The sequence below is a fragment of the Streptomyces sp. NPDC003379 genome (assembly GCF_053589195.1).
Genome location: NZ_JBSFRK010000027.1, coordinates 15851 through 35550, shown reverse-complemented (window position 1 = coordinate 35550; position 19700 = coordinate 15851). Strand labels below are relative to the sequence as shown.

19 protein-coding genes and 1 tRNA gene are annotated in these 19700 nt (G+C 70.6%); 15 read left to right on the top strand and 5 right to left on the bottom strand.

From position 1 onward, the window contains the following. The first annotated feature begins 271 nt into the window (after positions 1-271). The gene (locus ACWDVB_RS25255) at positions 272-973 is read left to right on the top strand and encodes a bifunctional DNA primase/polymerase (RefSeq protein WP_451517068.1); all 702 of its coding nucleotides are present in this window, start codon (positions 272-274) and stop codon (positions 971-973) included. 55 nt (positions 974-1028) lie between these two features. Beyond that, complete coding sequence (locus ACWDVB_RS25250) at positions 1029-1571, top strand: hypothetical protein (RefSeq protein WP_451517069.1); 543 nt, start codon at positions 1029-1031, stop codon at positions 1569-1571. Between the two features lie 264 nt (positions 1572-1835). Here the strand turns inward: ACWDVB_RS25250 and ACWDVB_RS25245 are convergent, their stop codons facing one another. The 3 genes from ACWDVB_RS25245 to ACWDVB_RS25235 all read right to left on the bottom strand — a co-directional run bounded on the left by ACWDVB_RS25245 (position 1836) and on the right by ACWDVB_RS25235 (position 4431). Further along, positions 1836-2813: a DUF5926 family protein gene (locus ACWDVB_RS25245; RefSeq protein ID WP_451517070.1), complete on the bottom strand. Its 978-nt coding sequence runs from the start codon at positions 2811-2813 to the stop codon at positions 1836-1838. 104 nt (positions 2814-2917) lie between these two features. After that, a complete protein-coding gene (locus ACWDVB_RS25240) occupies positions 2918-3535 on the bottom strand; it encodes an ATP-binding protein (RefSeq protein ID WP_451517071.1) in 618 nt (205 codons plus the stop codon). 53 nt (positions 3536-3588) lie between these two features. After that, on the bottom strand, positions 3589-4431 hold the full coding sequence (locus tag ACWDVB_RS25235; RefSeq protein WP_451517072.1) for a glycerophosphodiester phosphodiesterase: 843 nt from the start codon (positions 4429-4431) through the stop codon (positions 3589-3591). 193 nt (positions 4432-4624) lie between these two features. Between ACWDVB_RS25235 and ACWDVB_RS25230 the strand changes: the two genes are divergently transcribed. The 3 genes from ACWDVB_RS25230 to ACWDVB_RS25220 all read left to right on the top strand — a co-directional run bounded on the left by ACWDVB_RS25230 (position 4625) and on the right by ACWDVB_RS25220 (position 7083). Further along, complete coding sequence (locus tag ACWDVB_RS25230) at positions 4625-6061, top strand: S1C family serine protease (RefSeq protein WP_451517073.1); 1437 nt, start codon at positions 4625-4627, stop codon at positions 6059-6061. 99 nt (positions 6062-6160) lie between these two features. Then, positions 6161-6245 (top strand) — tRNA-Ser (locus ACWDVB_RS25225). Positions 6246-6777: 532 nt separating this feature from the next. Then, positions 6778-7083 carry a hypothetical protein gene (locus tag ACWDVB_RS25220; protein WP_451517074.1) on the top strand — a complete coding sequence of 102 codons (306 nt, stop codon included), beginning with the start codon at positions 6778-6780 and terminating at the stop codon, positions 7081-7083. Between the two features lie 135 nt (positions 7084-7218). Here ACWDVB_RS25220 and ACWDVB_RS25215 read toward each other — a convergent pair whose 3' ends face one another. Next, on the bottom strand, positions 7219-8175 hold the full coding sequence (locus ACWDVB_RS25215; protein WP_451517075.1) for a bifunctional DNA primase/polymerase: 957 nt from the start codon (positions 8173-8175) through the stop codon (positions 7219-7221). 417 nt (positions 8176-8592) lie between these two features. On the opposite strand from ACWDVB_RS25215, the gene ACWDVB_RS25210 reads away from it, so the two are divergent. From ACWDVB_RS25210 to ACWDVB_RS25170, 9 genes are all read left to right on the top strand, one after another. Next, positions 8593-8904, top strand: coding sequence for a hypothetical protein (locus ACWDVB_RS25210; protein WP_451517076.1), 312 nt, complete (start codon positions 8593-8595; stop codon positions 8902-8904). A gap of 327 nt (positions 8905-9231) precedes the next feature. Beyond that, on the top strand, positions 9232-10395 hold the full coding sequence (locus tag ACWDVB_RS25205) for an acyl-CoA dehydrogenase family protein (RefSeq protein WP_451517077.1): 1164 nt from the start codon (positions 9232-9234) through the stop codon (positions 10393-10395). Next, entirely contained in the window at positions 10392-11336 is a 945-nt protein-coding gene (locus ACWDVB_RS25200; protein WP_451517078.1) for a bifunctional MaoC family dehydratase N-terminal/OB-fold nucleic acid binding domain-containing protein, read from the top strand. Before ACWDVB_RS25205 ends, ACWDVB_RS25200 begins: the two co-directional genes overlap by 4 nt. Position 11337: 1 nt before the next feature. Further along, entirely contained in the window at positions 11338-12624 is a 1287-nt protein-coding gene (locus ACWDVB_RS25195; RefSeq protein ID WP_451517079.1) for an acyl-CoA dehydrogenase family protein, read from the top strand. After that, entirely contained in the window at positions 12611-13018 is a 408-nt protein-coding gene (locus tag ACWDVB_RS25190; protein WP_451517080.1) for a MaoC family dehydratase, read from the top strand. Before ACWDVB_RS25195 ends, ACWDVB_RS25190 begins: the two co-directional genes overlap by 14 nt. Continuing rightward, positions 13015-14181: a lipid-transfer protein gene (locus ACWDVB_RS25185; protein ID WP_451517081.1), complete on the top strand. Its 1167-nt coding sequence runs from the start codon at positions 13015-13017 to the stop codon at positions 14179-14181. The genes ACWDVB_RS25190 and ACWDVB_RS25185 overlap by 4 nt, the downstream gene beginning before the upstream one ends. A 52-nt stretch (positions 14182-14233) precedes the next feature. Then, positions 14234-15109, top strand: a complete 876-nt coding sequence (locus ACWDVB_RS25180) for a DUF1906 domain-containing protein (RefSeq protein WP_451517082.1) — start codon at positions 14234-14236, stop codon at positions 15107-15109. Between the two features lie 190 nt (positions 15110-15299). Next, positions 15300-15881, top strand: a complete 582-nt coding sequence (locus tag ACWDVB_RS25175) for a SigE family RNA polymerase sigma factor (protein WP_451517083.1) — start codon at positions 15300-15302, stop codon at positions 15879-15881. A gap of 147 nt (positions 15882-16028) precedes the next feature. Continuing rightward, entirely contained in the window at positions 16029-17699 is a 1671-nt protein-coding gene (locus tag ACWDVB_RS25170) for a long-chain fatty acid--CoA ligase (RefSeq protein ID WP_451517084.1), read from the top strand. Here ACWDVB_RS25170 and ACWDVB_RS25165 read toward each other — a convergent pair. Beyond that, positions 17686-18942, bottom strand: a complete 1257-nt coding sequence (locus ACWDVB_RS25165; protein ID WP_451517085.1) for an MFS transporter — start codon at positions 18940-18942, stop codon at positions 17686-17688. The two genes, ACWDVB_RS25170 and ACWDVB_RS25165, sit on opposite strands and share 14 nt — an antisense overlap. Before the next feature lie 169 nt (positions 18943-19111). On the opposite strand from ACWDVB_RS25165, the gene ACWDVB_RS25160 reads away from it, so the two are divergent. Continuing rightward, positions 19112-19687, top strand: coding sequence for a TetR family transcriptional regulator (locus ACWDVB_RS25160; protein ID WP_451517086.1), 576 nt, complete (start codon positions 19112-19114; stop codon positions 19685-19687). The last annotated feature ends 13 nt before the right edge of the window (positions 19688-19700 follow it).

Below are 19700 nucleotides of genomic sequence, written 5' to 3'. Positions count from 1 at the left end.
GTCTTAACTCACGACGACCGTGCCCCATCCTCCCGTGGGGGAGGCGGCAAGCAATATCGCGGGACGGCAAACGCCAGGCGCCGCCACCCCACGCCACGTCAACGCTCGGTTCAGAGTGGTTCCCCATGCCGCAGGCTGGGGTCGGATGTGCCAGCTCGTACGTACAGCGAAGTGATCCACACATGGGTGTAGTGATCCACACATGTTGTGATGTGGCCCGCAGTCTCCCCGGCGTCAAACGCCGGCGTGCAACGGAAAGGAACGAGCGCTCATGCGCGAGATCCTCGGAAGGCGACGCAGGCTCCTGTCCTGGCGAATGGGAAGAAAGCCCGGCCGGAGTACCGGACAGATCGGTGCGGCCCTGACCTTCGCGACCGCATGGCGGTGGCCCGTACTGCCGGGAGTCGGCCTCGACCGGCGCGACGGCAGCCGGTGCTCCTGCCCCGACCCCGACTGCGTGGTGCCCGGCGCGCACCCCCTCGACCCCGGGCTGCTCGCCGCGACCACCGACGAGCGCATGGTGCGCTGGTGGTGGACCAACCGCCCGGGCGCCCCCATCGTGCTCGCCACCGGAGGCCGCGCCCCGTGCGCCGTCAGCCTCCCCGTCGACGCGGGCGTGCGCGCGCTGGCCGCGCTCGACGAGGCGGGCATCAGGCTCGGCCCGGTGGTCGCCACCGGGAACCGCCTCTATCTGCTCGTCGCGCCCTACTCCATGGCCCAGTTGGGAGAGCTGCTCTACGCCAAGGACTACGTCCCCGGCTCACTGCGCTTCCACGGAGAGGGCGGCTATCTCGCGCTGCCCCCCTCCGGGACGAGCCACGACACGGGCCACGACACGGACCGGGGGCCGGTCCGCTGGGAGCGCGCCCCGCTGCCCGGCTCGGCCGCCCCCTGGGTGCCCGACGTCGAGGCCGTCGTGGACGCGGTCGTCGACGCCCTCACTCGTACGGGTGTGAGCGCACCCGAGTTGTAGGGGAAATGGGCGCGCGGCGGACCGGCCGCGCGCCAACTGTCGTTATGTTCGGCCCATGCAACCCCGCCTGATCGCGCTCCTGGGCGTCGTGGCCGTCATGGTTCTCCTGCCGCTCGCCGGCGCGTCCGCCGGGCCGGTCGGCGACGGTGACGCGAAGTCGCCCCTGCCCGGCCCCTCGACCGCCCCTTCGCACACCGCCCCCGACCCAGCGGCGAAGAATCCGGAACCTTCGCCGCCCGACGGCCCCGGTGCGAGCACCGCCGCCCGATGCGGGCCCGAAGTCTCCACCCCCGACGGCCTTGAGGCCCAGACCTGTGTCCTCACACGGGGCCACGACACGTGGGCCCGCACCTACTACCGCAACGCCACGGGCGACGACCTGACCGCCGTACTGACCGTCATGGGACCGGACGCGCGCACCGTACAGACGCACTGCGAGGTGGGTGCGGAGGACGAGCCGGGAGCATGCGAGACGCCGCGCGAGCGGTCGGTGGGCGAGGCGGCGGCGTACTCGGCGGTGGCGGAGTACGCGGCGGGGGAGTCGGGCGCGCTGCTGCTGCGCTCGGGAAGCAACTCCATGCCGCCTCGCGGCAGTTGAGCGCTGAACCGAACCCGGACATGGAAGGGCCCGGTTGCTGGCGACGGGGGATGCACCAGCAACCGGGCTATCTGAACGGTAACAAGAGATCGGCTCCTGGCAAATTCGATCTCAGTTATCCGGACAGGGATTTACCTGCGACGACGGGGAGTTGTGACAGGAGTCACGCATTCCTCACCGACTGACTGGTGGGTCAGCCCCGCGTGACCCGATCACGTCGGCTGAGCGCGACCCGACCGCGTCGGCTCGCCCCGGCTCGACGCGTCAGCTGAGCGTGACCTGGCGGTTGGTGAGACCACCGCGCGCCCGGCGCTCGTCCGAGGTCAGCGGGGCGTCCGAGGCGAGCGCCACCGCCAGCCGCTCGGCGAACTCGGCGGCCGGCTTCTCGATGTCGTCGGCGCCGACGCCGCTCGGCAGGTCCCACACCGGCACGATGACACCGTGCGCACGGAAGGAGCCCACGAGCCGGGTGCCCTCACCGAGGCTCGACGTGCCGGCCGCGTGCAGCCGGGCCAGCGCGTCGAGGAGCTGCTCCTCGGGGTGCGGCATGACCCAGCGCAGGTGGTTCTTCTCCGGCGTCTCGCACCAGTAGGCGGCGTCCACACCGGTGAGCTTCACGGTCGGGATGGCGGCGTCGTTCGCCCGCTCCAGGGAGGCGGTGACCTCCGGCGTCGCGTTCTCCGGGTCCGGCACCCAGAACTCGAACCCGGCGTGCACCGCCGGCTCGAACGGTGCCTCGGCGGCGAGCAGATCCTGCAGCCGCGGCCCGTCCGCGGGAGCGCGGCGGCCCTGCACCGGCGTGCCCGGCTCGGCCTTCAGGGCGCGCAGCAGCGTGTCGGCCAGGTCGCGGCTGATGTCGCCGGACGAGGTGTCGTTCTGCAGCCCGAGCAGGACCGCGCCGTCGTCGCGGCGCAGCGCGGGCCACGCCATCGGCAGCACGGTGGCCAGGGTGACCGAGGGGACGCCCTCGGGGAGGCCGTCCTTGAGCGTCAGCTCGACGGTGGCGGCGGGCACCAGCTCGCGCAGCGCGACCCAGTCGCACTCGCCCGGCAGCCCCTCGAAGGGGCGCTGCACCAGCTCGGCCACCGCGTGCGCGGCGGCCCGGCCGTGACAGGCCTTGTAGCGGCGGCCCGAACCGCAGGGGCAGGGTTCGCGGGCGCCGACGGCCGGATAGCTCTCACTGGCTCCGCCCTTGAGCGGCTGCTGCTGCTTGCCCTTGGTCTGGGGGCGCTTCTTGGCCATCTTGGGTGTCTCCCGGCTGCGGCTCTCTTGCTCACTTGCGTACGGGCGGGAGCCTAGCCGTTGGTACGGAGCCCGCCGGGATTCGCTCGGGGCCCGGCCGCGGCTCAGTCCATGTCGTCAAAAGGGTCCGCGAAGGCGAGGTCGGTGAGCGCGGCCGCCGACGGGGCGGCGACGCGCGTAGCGAAATCCTCGTGGCGGTGCCCCGCTTGGACGACGACCCAGACCGTGACCTCGCCGTGCACGTCGTCGCGTACGCCCCACGTGTCGGCGAGCGCCGAGATGATGTTGAGCCCCCGGCCGCCGTGCGCCGTGACCGAGGGCGTGGCCGGAACCGGGCGGGTCGGGCCGCCGCCGTCCGTCACCTCGACCGTCAGCCGTCCTGTCTTGTCGACGTGCCATGCCGCCCGCACGTCACCGTCGCCGACCATCCCGCGGCCCAGCGGCCTGCCGTGCCGGCAGGCATTGCTGAGCAGTTCCGACAGGATCAGTACGGCATCGTCGATGACCGATTCGGACACTCCGCCGATACGCAGTTGATCACGCATCCGGTGTCTTGCTTCCCCCACGCCCGCAGGGCCATGGGGTACGGCCATGCTCGACGACGTGGGCACCTCCCGTGCCACCACCAACGCCACCCCCGAGACCTCCTTTGCCCCACGCCACGGTGTGGATGCCCCAATGGACTGGACCGGAAACCGGCCAATCGCCCTCCGGTGACGCACTCGTAACGATCGAATACGTACCGAACGCGCCGGTGCACTCCCTGTAACGGGAGTTATCGGAGCCCCAGCCGATCCAGTTGGGTCAGAACCTGCTTGGGGCGGTTGGTGATGATCGCGTCGACACCGAGCTCGGCACAGAGCTCGACGTCCTCGGGCTCGTTCACGGTCCAGACGTGCACCTGATGGCCCGCGCGCTTCAGTTTGGCCACGTAGCCGGGGTGATTGCGCACGATCCGCAGCGCTGGGCCCGCGATGCGGACGCCCGCGGGAAGACGCCCGTCCCGGTGGCGGGGCGAGACGAACTGCATCAGATAGACGGTCGGCAGCGTCGGGGACGCGGCCCGTACGCGGAGCAGGGAACGCGCCGAGAAGCTCATGACACGCACGGGCGAGAGCGCCTCGGAGGGCGGCGCGTCGAGGCCGAAGCGCTTGAGGAGCATCAGCAGGCGCTCCTCCACCTGCCCCGCCCAGCGCGTGGGGTGCTTGGTCTCGATGGCCAGCCGCACCCGGCGCCCCGAGGCATTGCTTTCGGCCACGAGCTCAAGGAGCCGCTCCAGGGTCAGTACGGAGGTGTCCGCGCCCGCGGAGCCCTCCCAGTCCGGGCCCTCACCCTCCTCGGCCTCGTCGTGGTGCCGCTTCCAGGAGCCGAAGTCGAGGGCGGCCAGGTCGGCCAGTTCGAGGGCCGAGACGGCTCCGCGGCCGTTCGATGTGCGGTTGACGCGGCGGTCGTGGACGCAGACGAGGTGGCCGTCCGCGGTGAGCCGCACATCGCATTCAAGGGCGTCGGCCCCGTCCTCGACCGCCTTCTTGTAGGCGGCCAGCGTGTGCTCGGGGGCGTCCTCGGAGGCTCCGCGGTGGGCGACGACCTGGATCTGGTGCTGTCGTGCGAGGGTCACCGCGTCATGGTGCCATCACGGGGTACCCGTCGGCTCGCCGGAGGGTCGCGTCCCGGGGGCCGGACACACAGGCTCGGCTTATGGTGCCCTGACGGCCCATGGGAAAAGCTGACCGCAGACACATGCACAGTTGGCACAGCAAGGCCGTGACCGAGAACGCCAGCCACGACAGCATGGACCGAGGAGAAGAGCTGTGAACACCGAGAACGAGGGCAACGCGGTACCTCAGGCCCCGTCCGCACCTCCTGTGCCGGTGGACGCTCCCGCTGTTTCCGCCGGCTCTCCTGGTGCGGGTGTTCCTGAGGGGGCTGGTGCTGCGGCCGGTCCTGGAGGTCCTGGGGGCCCTGCGAGCCCTGCCGGTGCTGCGGGTCCCGCAGGTCCGGCCGGTGGTGGTGCGTGGCCGCCTCCGCCGCCGCCCGCTGTGCCGTCGTACGCCTCCGGTGACGGCTCCGGCTCTGGTTACGGCTGGGGCGCCTCGTACCAGCCGCAGGAGCCGAAGCCCGGCCGTCGGCGCGGCGGCCTGGTCGCCGGGGTGCTCGCGGCCGCCCTGATCGCGGGCGGCGTCGGCGGCGGCGTCGGTTACTGGGCGGCCGAGCGGGACGACAACGACACCGGTTCGACCACGGTCTCCGCCGCGGACACGCCCGCCGACCTGAAGCGCGAGCCGGGCTCGGTGGCCAAGATCGCGAACGACGCGCTGCCGAGCGTCGTCACCATCGAGGCGCAGAGCGGCAGCGGCGAGGGCGGCACGGGCACCGGCTTCGTCTACGACAAGCAGGGCCACATCCTCACCAACAACCACGTGGTGGCCTCGGCCGCCGAGGGCGGAAAGCTCCAGGCGACGTTCTCCAACGGCAAGAAGTACGCCGCCGAGGTCATCGGCCGCGCCGAGGGGTACGACGTGGCGGTCGTGAAGCTCAAGAACACCCCGGGAGACCTGAAGCCGCTCCCCCTCGGCAACTCCGACCGCGTGGCCGTCGGCGACTCGACGATCGCGATCGGCGCCCCCTTCGGCCTCTCGAACACCGTCACCACGGGCATCATCAGCGCCAAGAACCGCCCGGTGACCTCCAGCGACGGCGGGCAGAGCGGCAAGAGCTCGTACATGAGCGCCCTGCAGACCGACGCCTCCATCAACCCCGGCAACTCCGGCGGCCCGCTCCTGGACGGGCGCGGCGCTGTCATCGGCATCAACTCCGCGATCAAGCCCGCCGACAGCGGTGGCCTCGGCGGCTCCGGCCAGTCGGGCTCCATCGGCCTGGGCTTCGCGATCCCGGTGAACCAGGCGAAGAACGTCGCCCAGCAGCTGATCAAGACCGGCCAGCCGGTCTACCCCGTGATCGGGGCCTCGGTCTCGCTGCGGCAGGACGCCTCGGACGGCGCCACGATCTCCCAGGAGGGCGCGAACGGCTCCCAGGCGGTCACCCCGAACGGCCCGGCGGACAAGGCGGGCCTCAAGCCCGGTGACGTCATCAAGAAGCTGGACGACACGGTGATCGACAGCGGCCCGACCCTGATCGGCCAGATCTGGACCCACAAGCCGGGCGACACGGTCAAGATCACCTACGAGCGCGGCGGCAAGGAGCACACGGTCGACGTGACGCTGGGCCAGCGCAAGGGCGACAGCTGAGCCGCTGGAGCCGTTGGGCTGCTGAGCCGCTGCTCCGACGGCGGACCAACCCGCTAGTCTTGTCCCCGCGCCGTCCCGGGTCTCCGGTGACCGGCGCGGGGTGGGTTGCCCGAGCGGCCTAAGGGAACGGTCTTGAAAACCGTCGTGGCGCGAGTCACCGTGGGTTCAAATCCCACACCCACCGCAGCAGGCCGGACAAGTGGCAGGCCAGAGAAGTAGCACGCCAGAGAAGTGGCAGGTCAAAGGGCGCGAACCCCGTCGGGGTTCGCGCCCTTTCCGTTCGTGAGGCCGCGCATGGGCGATGGGCGGGGGACCGAAAGGGTGATTATCTGCGTCCGACACTATGGGCACCCTTATTTTCTCTGTCTACGCGTATAGAATAAGAACGGAATCAAGCCTTCCGCGCTCACTGGCAGTGATATCGCCCTGCATCGGAAAAAACTTCTGATCCACAGTCTGGGGACAGCGAAACGCCAGCTCAGACGGCTTCTGTGGATTACCTTGTGGGCCCTCGCACTGCCTTGTCCACCGAGTCGTACACAGTTTTCCGCTAGTTTCACACAGTGATAGGCGGGTTATCCACAAGCCCTGTCGATAAGCAGATTGGCGACGGGCTCACGCGCTGTCACTATTGCCGCTGACGGGTGGCGTGGTCGCAAAAAGGCGGCCCCCGCTGGCACGGGAGCCGCCCTGACCCCACTTCAGAGAGGTCAGTCATGACGGTACCCACTAACGCTGAAAGCGCGCACTTCAGGAAGTCCTGTCAGCCCTGTAGTGCGGAACCCGTCCCGCTCGTCCCACTCGTCCCGCGCGTCCGTGCCGCCGTGCTGCCGCGGCGGCGGGGGCTGCTGATCGGTGGTGTTGTCGCGGTCGGGTTCGGGGTCGTGGCCCTGGTGCTGGCCTTCCCGCGTCTCGCGGCCCCGATCGGGACCGCCGCCGGCGTGGTCGCCGTTCTCGTTCCCCTGATCCACAGGGTGGGGCGCGGCGAGTCCTCGGACAGGGAAACGGCAGGTAAGCCGTAGTCCTGCGGTCCTGCGGTGTCGGTGCACAGGTGCACAGGTGGGCTCGTGCACAGGTGCACAGGTGCGCTCGTGCAGGTCGGCACATCCCGCACTCACCGCTTGTCTGTAAGGGGCGTCGGCAATTGCGGGCGCCCCTTACCCGCGCCCTGTCAGACGTGCCGCAGAGGCGATCGTCGAGTGGGCCTCGTGGTGTGTGAGGCCGACGCGGAGAGCGGCGTCCGTGAGCTGCGGGGTGAGGGACTCGCCGATGCCGTTCTCGTAGGCGCGGCAGGCGGCCCAGAAGAGGCGGGTGTTGCGCTGCCCCTCGTGCGCCGCGAGGACGAACTGTACGAGCCCCTGGCCTTGCTGGGCCGCCGCCGCACCGGTCCGCGGGGGCGCCGTCGGGTGGTGCGCGCGGGGCGGTGGTGTCAGCAGGCGCAGCAGCTCGGGCGGGCAGGGTGCGGGCGGTAGCTGGGCGGTGCCGGGCACGGTGCTGTAGACGCCGTGTTCGGTACGGGAGCCAGGGCCGACGAGGTAGCCGCCCGCGCCGCGGATGTCGATGCCGGGGGCGAGCCGGCCCGCCGAGTTGGGGACCACGGTGTCGGGCGGTCCCGCCAGCCAGATGTGGCGGCCACCGCTCGGCGTGGTCACGACGACGGTCTCGGGGATCGTGAAGAGGTGGCGCAGCGCCAGTTCCCGGAGGGCCGCGGGGGCGTCCGCGCCGGATTTCGTGTCGAGGTCGACGCCGATCAGGTAGTGCGGAGGCAGCCCGCAGGCGATGCCGTAACCGGTGGCCCAGGGGGCAGCAGCGAAGAGCTCGCGGATGCGCCGCGGGTCGGTCGTCGCGTCGTACACGCCGTGGCCCGGGCGGCCGCACTCGCCGTGGCAGGGGGCTGCCTGGTGGGTGGCTTCGTGGCAGGGAGCTGCCCGGTGGGTGGCTTCGTGGTGGGCGGCCTCCTGATGGGTGGCTTCGTGGTGGGCGGCTTCGTGGTGGGGCGAGCGAAGGGCCGGGAGTTTGGTACGGGAGAGCGGGATCACCGCGAGGCCGCGCTCGGCGGCGGACAGGGCGTGGGCGAGCGCGAGGGTAGTGGCATGGCGGTCGATGGTGGCCATGGCTTTAGTTTCGTACGTATGTTCGAAGAAGGGAAGGGGGGTGCGGGCCTGGAACGGCTCGGACGGTGAGGGTCGCAGCGGGGAGCGCCCACTTCTTAAGGATGCCGACGACTTCTGGAGGAACGCTTCTCCTCAGGGGGCGCCTGGGTCCGGCTCGGGCGGCGTGTGGCGTGCGGGCGGCCGACGCGGTGCCGAGCCGGGGTTCGAGGTAGGAAGCATGTTTATCGTCATGTCCTCACGCTTGCGAGGGAATTGGGGCTTCCAGGGTGGTTCGCCGGGGATTCGCTGGGCGACCCTGATGCCGCGACGTCGTGCAGCACTCCGAGGTGGTCAGCCGACTCCCTTGGACCAGCCGCTTTTTCTCTTGGTGCTCCCGGCTCACCGCCGGCGCGTATCTCCTGTTCTGGAGGAATAGACATGGCAAGCATCCGTACCGCTCGCGTCATCGCTGCCGCAGCCGCCCTGCCTCTGACGGCCGTGCTCTTCTCGGGTACGGCGATGGCCGACAACGGCGCTTTCGCGAACGATGAATCGAACGCGGGTGTGGCGACCGTGGATGGCAGCGGCGTCGGTGGCGACAACCACGGCAACTCGACCACCACGCAGCAGCAGGCCGTCGGTGACGGCGCCTCGAACCAGAACAACACTGTCCAGGTGAACGGTCCGGGGTTCGCGGCGATCAGTCAGTCGAACGACAACATCACGGTGAACTTCACGAAGCTCTGGTGAGGCGACTGAGGCGACAACCCCTGGAGCCGCTCGGGACGGCTCCTCGGGGTTCGAGATGAGGGGTGTGCCGGGACCTGTGCGGCGGCGCTTCGGTGTCGCCGCACAGGTGTGTCCGGTGGCAGGGCGCGGGTGCGCTCTATTGACATGAGCGCGTTTGCTGACGGACAGTCAGATGCGCGAGCCGATGCCTGCAGCATTCGTAGCGTCCGCAGCGCGCTCGGAGCTGTCGGAGTGCCGGAGCGGTCGGAGCTGTTTGAGCGGTCGGAGTCGTCGAGGTTTTCCGACGGTCAGAACCCCTTGCCGGTACGAGATGGAGAGGCCGCCACCGTGCACCTCGCCCCCACCGAACGCCAGCGAAGACTCCGTGGCGAACTGCGCGCCTACTTCCGGGACGTGATGCCCGACGGCCCGCCCGACAGTGCAGACCCGGCGGGGCTGCGCGGCCTGCTGCGGCGCATCGGCGCGGACGGCATGCTCGGGCTCGGCTGGCCCGTCGAGTACGGCGGGCAAGGGCGCGGCGCCGACGAGCAGTTCGTGTTCTTCGACGAGGCGTACCGCGCGGGCGCACCCGTATCGATGGTCACCCTGAACACCGTCGGGCCGACGCTCATGAAGTACGGCACTCAGGAGCAGAAGGCCGCCTTCCTGCCGCGCATCCTCAGCGGCGAGCTCGTCTTCGCCATCGGTTACAGCGAGCCGTCGGCGGGCACGGACCTGGCCTCGCTGCGGACCAGGGCCGTGCGGGAGGAGGACGGCTGGCTGATCGACGGCCAGAAGGTCTTCACCTCGAACGCGCAGAACGCCGACTGGATCTGGCTGGCCTGCCGCACCGACCCCGAGGCACCCAAGCACCAGGGCATCTCGATCATCCTCGTGCCGACCGACGCGTCCGGTTTCTCCTGGACGCCGATCGCCACCGTGGGCGGCCTGACGACGACGGCGACCTACTACGACGGAATCCGGGTGCCCGCCGCGAACCTCGTCGGTGAGGAGAACGGCGGCTGGGGCCTCATCACCAACCAGCTCAACCACGAGCGGGTGGCGCTCGCCGCCATCGGTATGCAGGCCGAGGACTTCTACGCGGCGGCGCTGACTCTCGCGCGTACACCCGATCCGGTGACGGGTGAGCGCCGGATTGACGCGCCGTGGGTCCGGTCGAGACTGGCCGAGGCGCATGCCCGCCTCGCGGCAACGCGCCTGCTCAACTGGCGTTTGGTGGGGGATGTGGGGGCGGGCCGGCTGACGCCCGGCGACGCGAGCGGCGTGAAGTTCGTGGGAACCGAATCGGCCGTCGAGGTGTACCGAATGTGTCAGGAGATCGCGGGCGAGCCGGGGCTTGTGCGGGCGGGCTCGCCGGGCGGGATCGGGGACGGTGAGCTGGAGCGGATGAACAGGGCCGCGCAGATCAACACATTCGGGGGCGGGGTGAGCGAGGTGCAGCGGGAGATCGTCGCGACGATGCGGCTCGGTATGCGGAGGGGGCGTCGGTGAGCGGCACGGTAGGCACTCCGCAGGGCAGCGCGTGCGAGAAGGTGGCGTACGAGGAGTTGAAGGCGTTCGAGGGCAAGGCCGCGGTGGAGGCCGGCCTCGGCAAGGACCCGGTCAACGAACCGATGATCAGGCACTGGTGCGAGGTGATGGGCGACACCAACCCCGTTTACGGGGGCGCGGACCCGATAGCGCCTCCCACGATGCTGCAGGCGTGGACGATGGGCGGCCTCTCTGGGCACGAGGGACGTTCCGACGCGTACGACGAACTGTGGGCGCTGCTCGACGGCGCGGGGTACACCTCGGTGGTCGCCACCGACTGCGAGCAGGAGTACGTACGGGCGTTGCGTCCCGGTGACGAGATCACCTTCGACGCGGTGATCGAGTCGGTGTCGGAGCGCAAGACGACCAAGCTGGGCACGGGCCACTTCGTCACCACGCGGATGGACATCAGGTCAGGTGGCGAGCTCGCGGGGACGCACCGCTTCCGCATCCTGAAGTACGCGCCGACAAGGCGGAAGCCGAAGGGCAAGCGCCCCCGCCCGGTGATCAACCGCGACAACGCGGGCTTCTGGGAGGGTGTCGCCGCGCACCGCCTGCTGATCCAGCGCTGCGGCGGCTGCGGCGAGCTGCGCTTTCCGTGGTTGCCCGGCTGCAACGCCTGTGGTTCGCCCGAGTGGGACACGGTCGAGGCGAGCGGCGAGGGCACGGTCTATTCGTACGTGGTGATGCACCACCCGCCCTTCCCGGCTTTCGATCCCCCTTACGCCGTGGGGCTCGTGGAGTTGGCGGAGGGCGTGCGGATCGTCAGCAATGTCATCGGGGTGCCGTACGACAAGGTGCGGATCGGGTTGCCGGTGCGGCTCGAATACCAGCGGGTGGACGAGGAGTTGGAGCTCCCGATGTTCCGCGCTCTGGCCGACGGCGCGGGGGGCGGGGACTGACATGGACTTCACGCCCACGGAGGAGCAGGCGGCCGCACGGGACCTGGCCAGGGAGATCTTCGGTGATCTGGCCACACCGGAGCGGCTCGCGGCGGTCGGGACCGGTTCCGACACCGAGCTGTGGAAGGCGCTGTGCGCGGCGGGACTGCCGGGCGCGGTGGAGGACATCGGGCTGCTGGGGCTCGTTCTCCTTCTGGAGGAGCAGGGCCGGACGACGGCGCAGGTGCCGTTCGCGGTGAGCTGTGTCTATGGCCTCCTCGCGGTGGCCGCGCACGGCACGGAGGAGCAGCGGGGCCGGCTGCTGCCCGCTCTGCGGCAGGGCACGGCGGTGGTCACGGGGGCCTTTCCGGCGCGGAGCGGTGTGGAGGTGGCCACGTCCGGGGAGCCCGGCGCGGAGCACGGAGGAGTGCTTAGAGGGGTCTTCGTTGGGGAGCAGGGACGAGCACTTGGCAAGGAGCTCGCTGGGGAGTCCGGCGGTGTGCTCCGGGGCGTTGTGCCGTGGGTGCCGTGGGTGAGGGACGCCACACATGTGCTGGTGGCCGCGGCCGACCGCAGCCTGTGGATGGTGCCGGTGGCGGGCGCGCGCGTGGAGCCCGTCGAGTTGACCGCGCCCTGGTCGGCGGGGCGGTTGGTCCTCGACCGGACACCCGGGGAGCGGATCGGCGGGGCGGAGGCGTACGAGGACGTGCGGGCGAGCGCGCGGACGGCCTTCGCCGGGTTGCAGGCCGGGGTGTGCGCGGGGTCGCTGGCCCGCGCCGTGGCCCACACGAACGAACGGGAGCAGTTCGGCCGTCCGCTCGCCGCCAAGCAGGCCGTCCAACTCCGGGCCGCCGACGCCCACATGGACACCGAGACGATACGGGTCACGGCCTACGAGGCGGCCTGGCGCCGCGACACGGGCCTCCCGTACGGCACGCACGCGCTGACCGCGGCCTGGTGGGCGTCGGAGGCGGGCAAGCGCGTCGTGCACGCGGGCCAGCATCTGCACGGCGGCATGGGCGCCGACCTCGACCATCCCGTGCACCGGCATTTTCTGTGGGGGCGGCAGTTGGACGCGTACTTGGGGTGCGGGAGCGAAGTCCTGGAGGAACTGGGGGAATTGCTGGCCACAGAGGCGGAGCAAGCGGCATTGGCGGCGCAGGAGGCAGGAGAGCTGGGGAGTCCGGGAGTCGGGAGCCGGGAGTCGGGGAGTCCGGAGGCCGGGAGGTCGCGAATCGAGGAGTCGGGGAGTCGGAGAGTCGGAGAGTCGGACAGCGTACGAAGGGGGAGCCGGTATGAGGACAGGTGAGGCGCTGCCGTCGCTGGAGGTGCCGATCACCCGCACCCTGATCGTCGCCGGTGCCATCGCGTCCCGCGACTACCAGGACGTGCACCACGACGCGGAGCTGGCCCGGGCCAAGGGCTCCCCCGACATCTTCATGAACATCCTGACGACCAACGGCCTGGTCGGCCGGTACATCACGGACCACTTCGGCCCCACGGCCATCCTGCGCAAGGTGGCGATACGGCTCGGCGCGCCCAACTACCCCGGGGACACGATGGTGCTGACGGGCACGGTCGAAAAGGTCGACACCGCTCCCGAAGGCGAGACGGCCACCGTCAAGGTCGTCGGGGCCAACGGCATCGGCAAGCACGTCACCGGCACAGTGACCGTGACCCTTCCCGCAGGAGGCGCCGCATGAGTGTCCGTACGCGCGACGGTCTCGGAGGCCAGGCCGCGATCGTCGGTATCGGGGCGACGGAGTTCTCCAAGGACTCCGGGCGCAGCGAACTCAAGCTGGCCGTGGAGGCGGTGCGGGCGGCGCTCGACGATGCCGGGCTCTCCCCCGCCGACGTCGACGGCATGGTCACCTTCACCATGGACACCAACCCGGAGATCACGGTCGCCCAGGCGGCCGGTATAGGAGAGCTGTCCTTCTTCTCCCGCGTCCACTACGGCGGCGGAGCGGCCTGCGCCACCGTGCAGCAGGCGGCGCTCGCGGTGGCGACCGGAGTGGCCGAAGTCGTCGTCTGCTACCGCGCGTTCAACGAACGATCGGGGCGAAGATTCGGCTCAGGGGTGCAGCAGCGTGAACTGTCCGCCGAGGGCGCGGCGCTCGGCTGGGCCCTGCCGTTCGGACTGCTGACCCCCGCCTCCTGGGTGGCGATGGCGGCCCAGCGCTACCTCCATACGTACGGGCTGACGCCGGACGTCTTCGGCCATGTGGCCGTGACGGACCGGAAGTACGCGGCCACCAACCCCGCCGCGTACTTCCACGGCAAGCCGATCACGCTCGCGGAGCACGCCGCGTCACGCTGGATCGTCGAGCCCCTGCGGCTGCTCGACTGCTGCCAGGAGACGGACGGCGGCCAGGCGATCGTCGTCACGAGCGTGGAGCGGGCCCGCGATCTCCCGCACCCTCCTGCCGTGATCACGGCGGCGGCCCAGGGAGCGGGCCGGGCGCAGGAGCAGATGACCAGCTTCTACCGTGACGATCTGAGTGGCCTGCCCGAGATGAGCGTCGTGGCCCGACAGCTGTGGCGCACGTCGGGGCTGGCCCCGGCCGATATCGACGTCGGCATCCTCTATGACCACTTCACGCCGTTCGTGCTGATGCAGCTGGAGGAGTTCGGGTTCTGCGCGCCGGGGGAGGCCTCGGGGTACGTCGCCGAGGAGCGGCTGCCGCTGAACACGCACGGCGGCCAGCTCGGGGAGGCGTATCTGCACGGGATGAACGGCGTGGCGGAAGCCGTCCGACAGATACGAGGCACGTCCGTGAACCAGATACCAGGCGCCGCGCGCACGCTGGTCACCGCGGGCACGGGAGTCCCCACATCGGGGCTGATTCTGGGGTCGGACGGCTGAACGCGGCGCGTGTCCCCGGCTCGGATGAAGCGCGGGGCCGTTCACTCGCCGTATGCGTCTCCAAAAACTGATCATTGGACTTGTCCTCGCGCTGGCGGTCCTGACCCTCGATCTGACCGCGTCCCCGCCAAGCGCCAAAGCGGCCCCCGCCGACGCGCGCGCGGACGCCGCCGGGCCCGACACCACGGAATCCGCCGAACTGCTGGCCAAGGCACCGACCTACCGGGGGCGGGCCTTCGACACCTGCATCGCCCCGTCCCTCGACACCATGCGGCGCTGGCAGTACTCCCCGTACGGCGCCGTCGGCGTCTACTACGGAGGGCGCGGCCGGGCGTGCAAGCGCCAGCCGAACCTGAACCGAGGCTGGACACGCGCGGTGGACCGGATGGGGTGGCGGGTGCTTCCGCTGTACGTGGGTTCGCAGTCGCCCTGTGTCATCGCCAAGCACAAGAAGGGAGTACGTATCGGACGGCATCCCTGGAGCCAGGGGAAGCGGGAGGCACGCGACGCGGTCCGCAGCGCCAAGGCCGTCAGCATCCGCAGGGGCAGCCCGCTCTACCTGGACATGGAGGCGTACTCCTACCGGCAGAAAGCGTGCGCCCGCACCACGCTCTCGTTCGTACGGTCCTGGGACCGTGAGGTGCGCAGGCTCGGTTACATCCCCGGCTTCTACAGCAGCGCCGGCTCCGGAGTACGGCACATGGAGCTGTCGCGGCGGGCGGGCGTGCGGGATCTGCCGTCGGTGATGTGGTTCGCGCGCTGGAACACCCGGCCGCACCTGTACCGCGAGCCCTCGCTGCGCCGGAACGCCTGGAACCCGGGGCGGCGCATCCACCAGTACGCGGGGAATGTGAGGGAGCGGCACGCCGGGCGCACGATGCTGATCGACCGCAATCTGATGCACGCTCCCGTGGCGCGCATCCGCTAGACGGCACCGCCTGCCGGTGCCCGTTGTGCCCGTGTGTCCGCGGTGCTCTCAGGGGTGAACCCTCAGGGGTGTGCTCCACCTCCTCCACCTGTAGGAGGTGGAGCCGGCACCACTCGTACAACCTGAGGCGGACACCGCTTCGGGACTTGGGGCCGATCCGCGAAGTAGGGGGTGCTTCTAGCGTGGAGCCATGACCGCATCCATGGTGTCCGTGTGCACCAGCGCATCGAAGGCCGCGACGCGGGGCACGGGCCCGACGAGGGCCACCGGTCCCTTCGCGTACCCGTCGTTCGCGTCCTACGTACGGGCACGCCAGCCCGTACTGCTGCGCACCGCCCGCTCGCTGACCGCGAATCCGAGCGATGCCGAGGACCTGCTGCAGACCGCGCTGACCAAGACGTATGTCGCGTGGGACCGGATCGAGGACCATCGCGCGCTCGACGGCTATGTGCGCCGCGCCCTGCTGAACACGCGTACGTCGCAGTGGCGCAAGCGCAAGGTCGACGAGTTCGCGTGCGACGAGCTGCCGGAGCCCGAGGTGACGCCGGTCGGGGACCCGGCCGAGCAGCAGGTGCTCCGCGACGCGATGTGGCGCGCGATCATGAAGCTGCCGGACCGGCAGCGGGCGATGGTCGTCCTGAGGTATTACGAGGACCTCAGCGAGGCCCAGACCGCCGAGGTGCTCGGAGTCTCGATCGGGACGGTGAAGAGCGCGGTGTCGCGCGCGCTCGGCAAGCTGCGCGAGGACCCGGAGCTCACGCCGGTCCGCTGAGCACGCGCGGAGACCGGGGCGCCGTGGCGACCACCTCTGCGCAGCCGATGATCGATCATCCCCTGGAGTAGTGACATACCAAGCGGTATGCGCGCAGAATCAGCCGCAACCCTTACTGCCGCGTAGGCGAATACTGCCGCGTAGGCGATGTCGCCCCAGGAGGACGCCGTGCTGAGCACGATGCAGGACGTACCGCTGACCGTCACCCGCATCCTCCGGCACGGCTCGACCGTGCACGGGACCTCGCAGGTCATCACCTGGACCGGAGAGGGCGCCCCGCAGCGCCGCAGCTACCGCGAGATCGGTGAGCGCGTGGCCCAGCTCGCCCACGCCCTGCGCGAGGACCTCGGCGTCACGGACGACGAGCGGGTCGCCACGTTCATGTGGAACAACGCGGAACATGTCGAGGCCTACTACGCGGTGCCCTGCATGGGCGCCATCCTCCACACCCTCAATCTGCGGCTGCCCGCCGACCAGCTGACGTGGATCGTCAACCACGCCGCCGACCGCGTCATCATCGTCAACGGCTCCGTCCTCGGCCTGCTCGCGCCACTGCTCCCCCAGATGACGACCGTCGAGCACATCGTCGTCTCGGGCCCCGGCGACCGCTCACTCCTGGCAGGCGCGCAGGTGCGCGTGCACGAGTACGAGGAGCTGCTCGCCGGCAAGCCCACGGTCTACGACTGGCCCGAGCTGGACGAGCGCGCCGCGGCCGCCATGTGCTACACCTCCGGCACCACCGGCGACCCCAAGGGCGTCGTCTACTCCCACCGCTCCATCTACCTCCACTCCATGCAGGTCAACATGGCCCAGTCGATGGGGCTGACCGACGCGGACACCACCCTGGTGGTCGTCCCGCAGTTTCACGTGAACGCGTGGGGGCTGCCGCACGCCACCCTCATGACCGGCGTGAACATGCTGATGCCGGACCGTTTTCTGCAGCCCGCGCCGCTCGCCGAGATGATCGAGGCGGAGCGGCCCACCCACGCGGCCGCCGTCCCCACCATCTGGCAGGGCCTGCTCGCCGAGCTCACCGCGAAACCGCGTGACGTCGGCTCGCTCACGCAGGTCACCATCGGCGGCGCGGCCTGTCCGCCGTCGCTGATGGAGGCGTTCGACCGCCTCGGCATGCGGGTCTGTCACGCCTGGGGCATGACGGAGACCTCCCCGCTCGGCACGGTCGCCCATCCGCCGGCCCACGCGATCGGCACGGACGAGGAGTTCCGCTACCGGCTCACGCAGGGCCGCTTCCCCGCCGCTGTCGAGGCCCGCCTGGTCGGCCCCGGTGGCGAACACCTGCCCTGCGACGGCGAGTCGGCAGGTGAGCTGGAGGTGCGCGGCCCCTGGATCGCGGGCGCCTACTACGGCGGCGCGGGCGGTGAGCTGCTCAGGCCCGAGGACAAGTTCAGCGAGGACGGCTGGCTGAAGACCGGAGACGTCGGTGTGATCAGCCCCGACGGCTTCCTGACCCTCACCGACCGGGCCAAGGACGTCATCAAGTCGGGCGGCGAGTGGATCTCGTCGGTCGAGCTGGAGAACGCCCTGATGTCCCACCCCGATGTCGCCGAGGCCGCCGTCGTGGCCGTGCCCGACGAGAAGTGGGGCGAACGCCCGCTCGCCACGGTCGTGCTGAAGGAGAACGCGACCGTCGACTACGCGGCCCTGCGCGCCTTCCTCGCGGACAGCATCGCCAAATGGCAGCTCCCCGAGCGATGGGCGGTCATCCCGGCGGTCCCGAAGACCAGCGTCGGCAAGTTCGACAAGAAGGTCCTGCGCCGGCAGTACGCCGACGGGGAACTGGACGTCACTCAGCTCTGACGCCCCGGGCCCCGCGGCCCTCACGGCCCGGTATCGCGGTCGTCGCCCACCCGAGCGCCAGCCACAGTGCGGCGACCGCGCACACGCCCGTCCAGCCCCAGTGCGTGAACGCGCTGCCCGCGAGAGCCGAGGCCAGCGCTCCGCCCGCGAAACCGGCCACCACATAGGCGGTGTTGGCGACCGCCGGGGTGGAAGTGGTCGTCAGCGCCAGGGTCTGGTTGGCGATGTGGTTGGCGACCAGCGCCATGTGGACGGCGACCGCCGCCGCGCACAGGGCCCAGAGCGCCCCCTCGCCCAGCCAGAACAGGGGCACCGACACCGCCGCGAGGGCATATCCGTACGCCACGACCTTCGCCGCGCCGAAGCGGTCCACGAGGCCGCCCGCGAGCGGCGCGACCAGGCTCGCCGCGAGGCCGAAGAGCCCGAACAGCCCCGCCGTCGCGGTCGTCATCCCATAACCGTCGCCGCCCTGGCCGGTGAGGAGCAGCGCCAACGAGGTCCACAGCGCGCTCCACGCGCCGTACATCCCGCCCTGGCGTATGCACGCGCGGCGCAGCTCGGCGGAGCCGCGCACCACGCCGGGCAGTTGGGCGAGGCCCGCGAAGAGCGGCCCTGACCTGCGGCGGCTCTCGGCGGGCAGTACGGCCGCCGAGGCGAGGCCGAGCAGCACCGTGAGCGCGGCGGCGCCCACGAAGACGTAACGCCATCCGAAGGCCTGGCCGACGAGACCGCCCAGCACGCGGGCCGCGACGATGCCCGTGAAGAGCCCGGCGATGAGGGCCGCGACATGGCTGGCCCGCCGGTGCGCGGGCGCCCGCTCGGCGACCAGCGGCACGAGCAGCTGTGGCACGACCGTCGCGGCGGACGCCACCAGGACGGCGGCGGCGAGCGCGGTGACCCCCGAGGCCGCCGCGCCCAGGGCGAGCGCCCCCGCGGTGACGAGGGAGAGCACCGCGACGAGCCTGCGGCGGTTCACGCTGTCCCCGAGCGGGGCGAAGAACAGCAGCCCGGCGGCGTATCCGAACTGGGCGACCGAGGCGATCCACGCGATGGCCGACGGTGTCGACCCGAAGTCGCGGGCTATCAGCGGGAGAAGGGGCGCGGCGATATAGATATTGGCGGCCGTCACGGCCGTGCAGGTGGCGATGAGGACGAGGAAGAGGCCCTGCGGGACGGGGAGCGGGGTCGGCTGCCGGGTGACTGGGGCCGTAGAGACCCTTGGGGGCGGACTGGCTGTGGGCATGAGGTGTGGATCTCCTTCGTGACGTTTGACCTTTGACCTTTGGGCCTTCGAGCAGCGGTGAGAAATTGACAACCAACTGGTTGGTTGGAAAAAGTCTGCGCTCGGTACGGCCGCCCTGTCAAGCAACCAACCGGTTGGTTACCCGAACGGGTTCTCCTACCCTGTGCCCATGGCAGTGAGAGACCCCGAGGCCACCAAGGCGCGGATTTTTGAGGCGGCGGTCGCCGAGTTCGCCCGGTACGGCATCGCGGGCGCCCGCATCGACCGCATCGCGAGCGAGGCGAAGGCCAACAAGCAGCTCATCTACGCCTATTTCGGCAACAAGGCAGAGCTGTTCACCCAGGTCCTGGAGAAACGCATGTTGGAGATGGCCGTCTCCAACCCCGTCGACGCGGACGACATGGACGCCTGGATGGACCGGCTGATGGACTACCACACCGCCCACCCCGAACTGCTGCGCCTGCTGTTCTGGGAAGGCATCGAGTACGGCACGGAGGAGCTTCCCGACGAGCGGGAGCGCCACGATCACTACGAGCGCAAGGTCGCCGTGCTCGCCGACGCGCAGGCCCGGGGCGTGATCAGCGACGAGATCCCCGCGCCCCATCTGCTCTTCATGGTGGTCGCGCTGGCCGGCTGGTCCACGGCGGTGCCGCAGATGCGGCGGATCCTCGTCGGTGACGAGGACGACGACAGGGAACGGCTGCGCGCCTCCGTCAAGGCGGCGGTCCGCCGCCTCACCGCCTGACGTACGCCCGGCT

Coding starts and splice junctions, on each gene's coding strand:
- ACWDVB_RS25255 (WP_451517068.1), top strand. CDS start 272: ATGCGCGAGATCCTCGGAAGGCGACGCAGGCTCCTGTCCTGGCGAATG.
- ACWDVB_RS25245 (WP_451517070.1), bottom strand. CDS start 2,813: ATGGCCAAGAAGCGCCCCCAGACCAAGGGCAAGCAGCAGCAGCCGCTC.
- ACWDVB_RS25180 (WP_451517082.1), top strand. CDS start 14,234: ATGCGTCTCCAAAAACTGATCATTGGACTTGTCCTCGCGCTGGCGGTC.
- ACWDVB_RS25185 (WP_451517081.1), top strand. CDS start 13,015: ATGAGTGTCCGTACGCGCGACGGTCTCGGAGGCCAGGCCGCGATCGTC.
- ACWDVB_RS25195 (WP_451517079.1), top strand. CDS start 11,338: ATGGACTTCACGCCCACGGAGGAGCAGGCGGCCGCACGGGACCTGGCC.
- ACWDVB_RS25170 (WP_451517084.1), top strand. CDS start 16,029: ATGTCGCCCCAGGAGGACGCCGTGCTGAGCACGATGCAGGACGTACCG.
- ACWDVB_RS25160 (WP_451517086.1), top strand. CDS start 19,112: ATGGCAGTGAGAGACCCCGAGGCCACCAAGGCGCGGATTTTTGAGGCG.
- ACWDVB_RS25190 (WP_451517080.1), top strand. CDS start 12,611: ATGAGGACAGGTGAGGCGCTGCCGTCGCTGGAGGTGCCGATCACCCGC.
- ACWDVB_RS25210 (WP_451517076.1), top strand. CDS start 8,593: ATGGCAAGCATCCGTACCGCTCGCGTCATCGCTGCCGCAGCCGCCCTG.
- ACWDVB_RS25250 (WP_451517069.1), top strand. CDS start 1,029: ATGCAACCCCGCCTGATCGCGCTCCTGGGCGTCGTGGCCGTCATGGTT.
- ACWDVB_RS25215 (WP_451517075.1), bottom strand. CDS start 8,175: ATGGCCACCATCGACCGCCATGCCACTACCCTCGCGCTCGCCCACGCC.
- ACWDVB_RS25175 (WP_451517083.1), top strand. CDS start 15,300: ATGACCGCATCCATGGTGTCCGTGTGCACCAGCGCATCGAAGGCCGCG.
- ACWDVB_RS25220 (WP_451517074.1), top strand. CDS start 6,778: ATGACGGTACCCACTAACGCTGAAAGCGCGCACTTCAGGAAGTCCTGT.
- ACWDVB_RS25165 (WP_451517085.1), bottom strand. CDS start 18,942: ATGCCCACAGCCAGTCCGCCCCCAAGGGTCTCTACGGCCCCAGTCACC.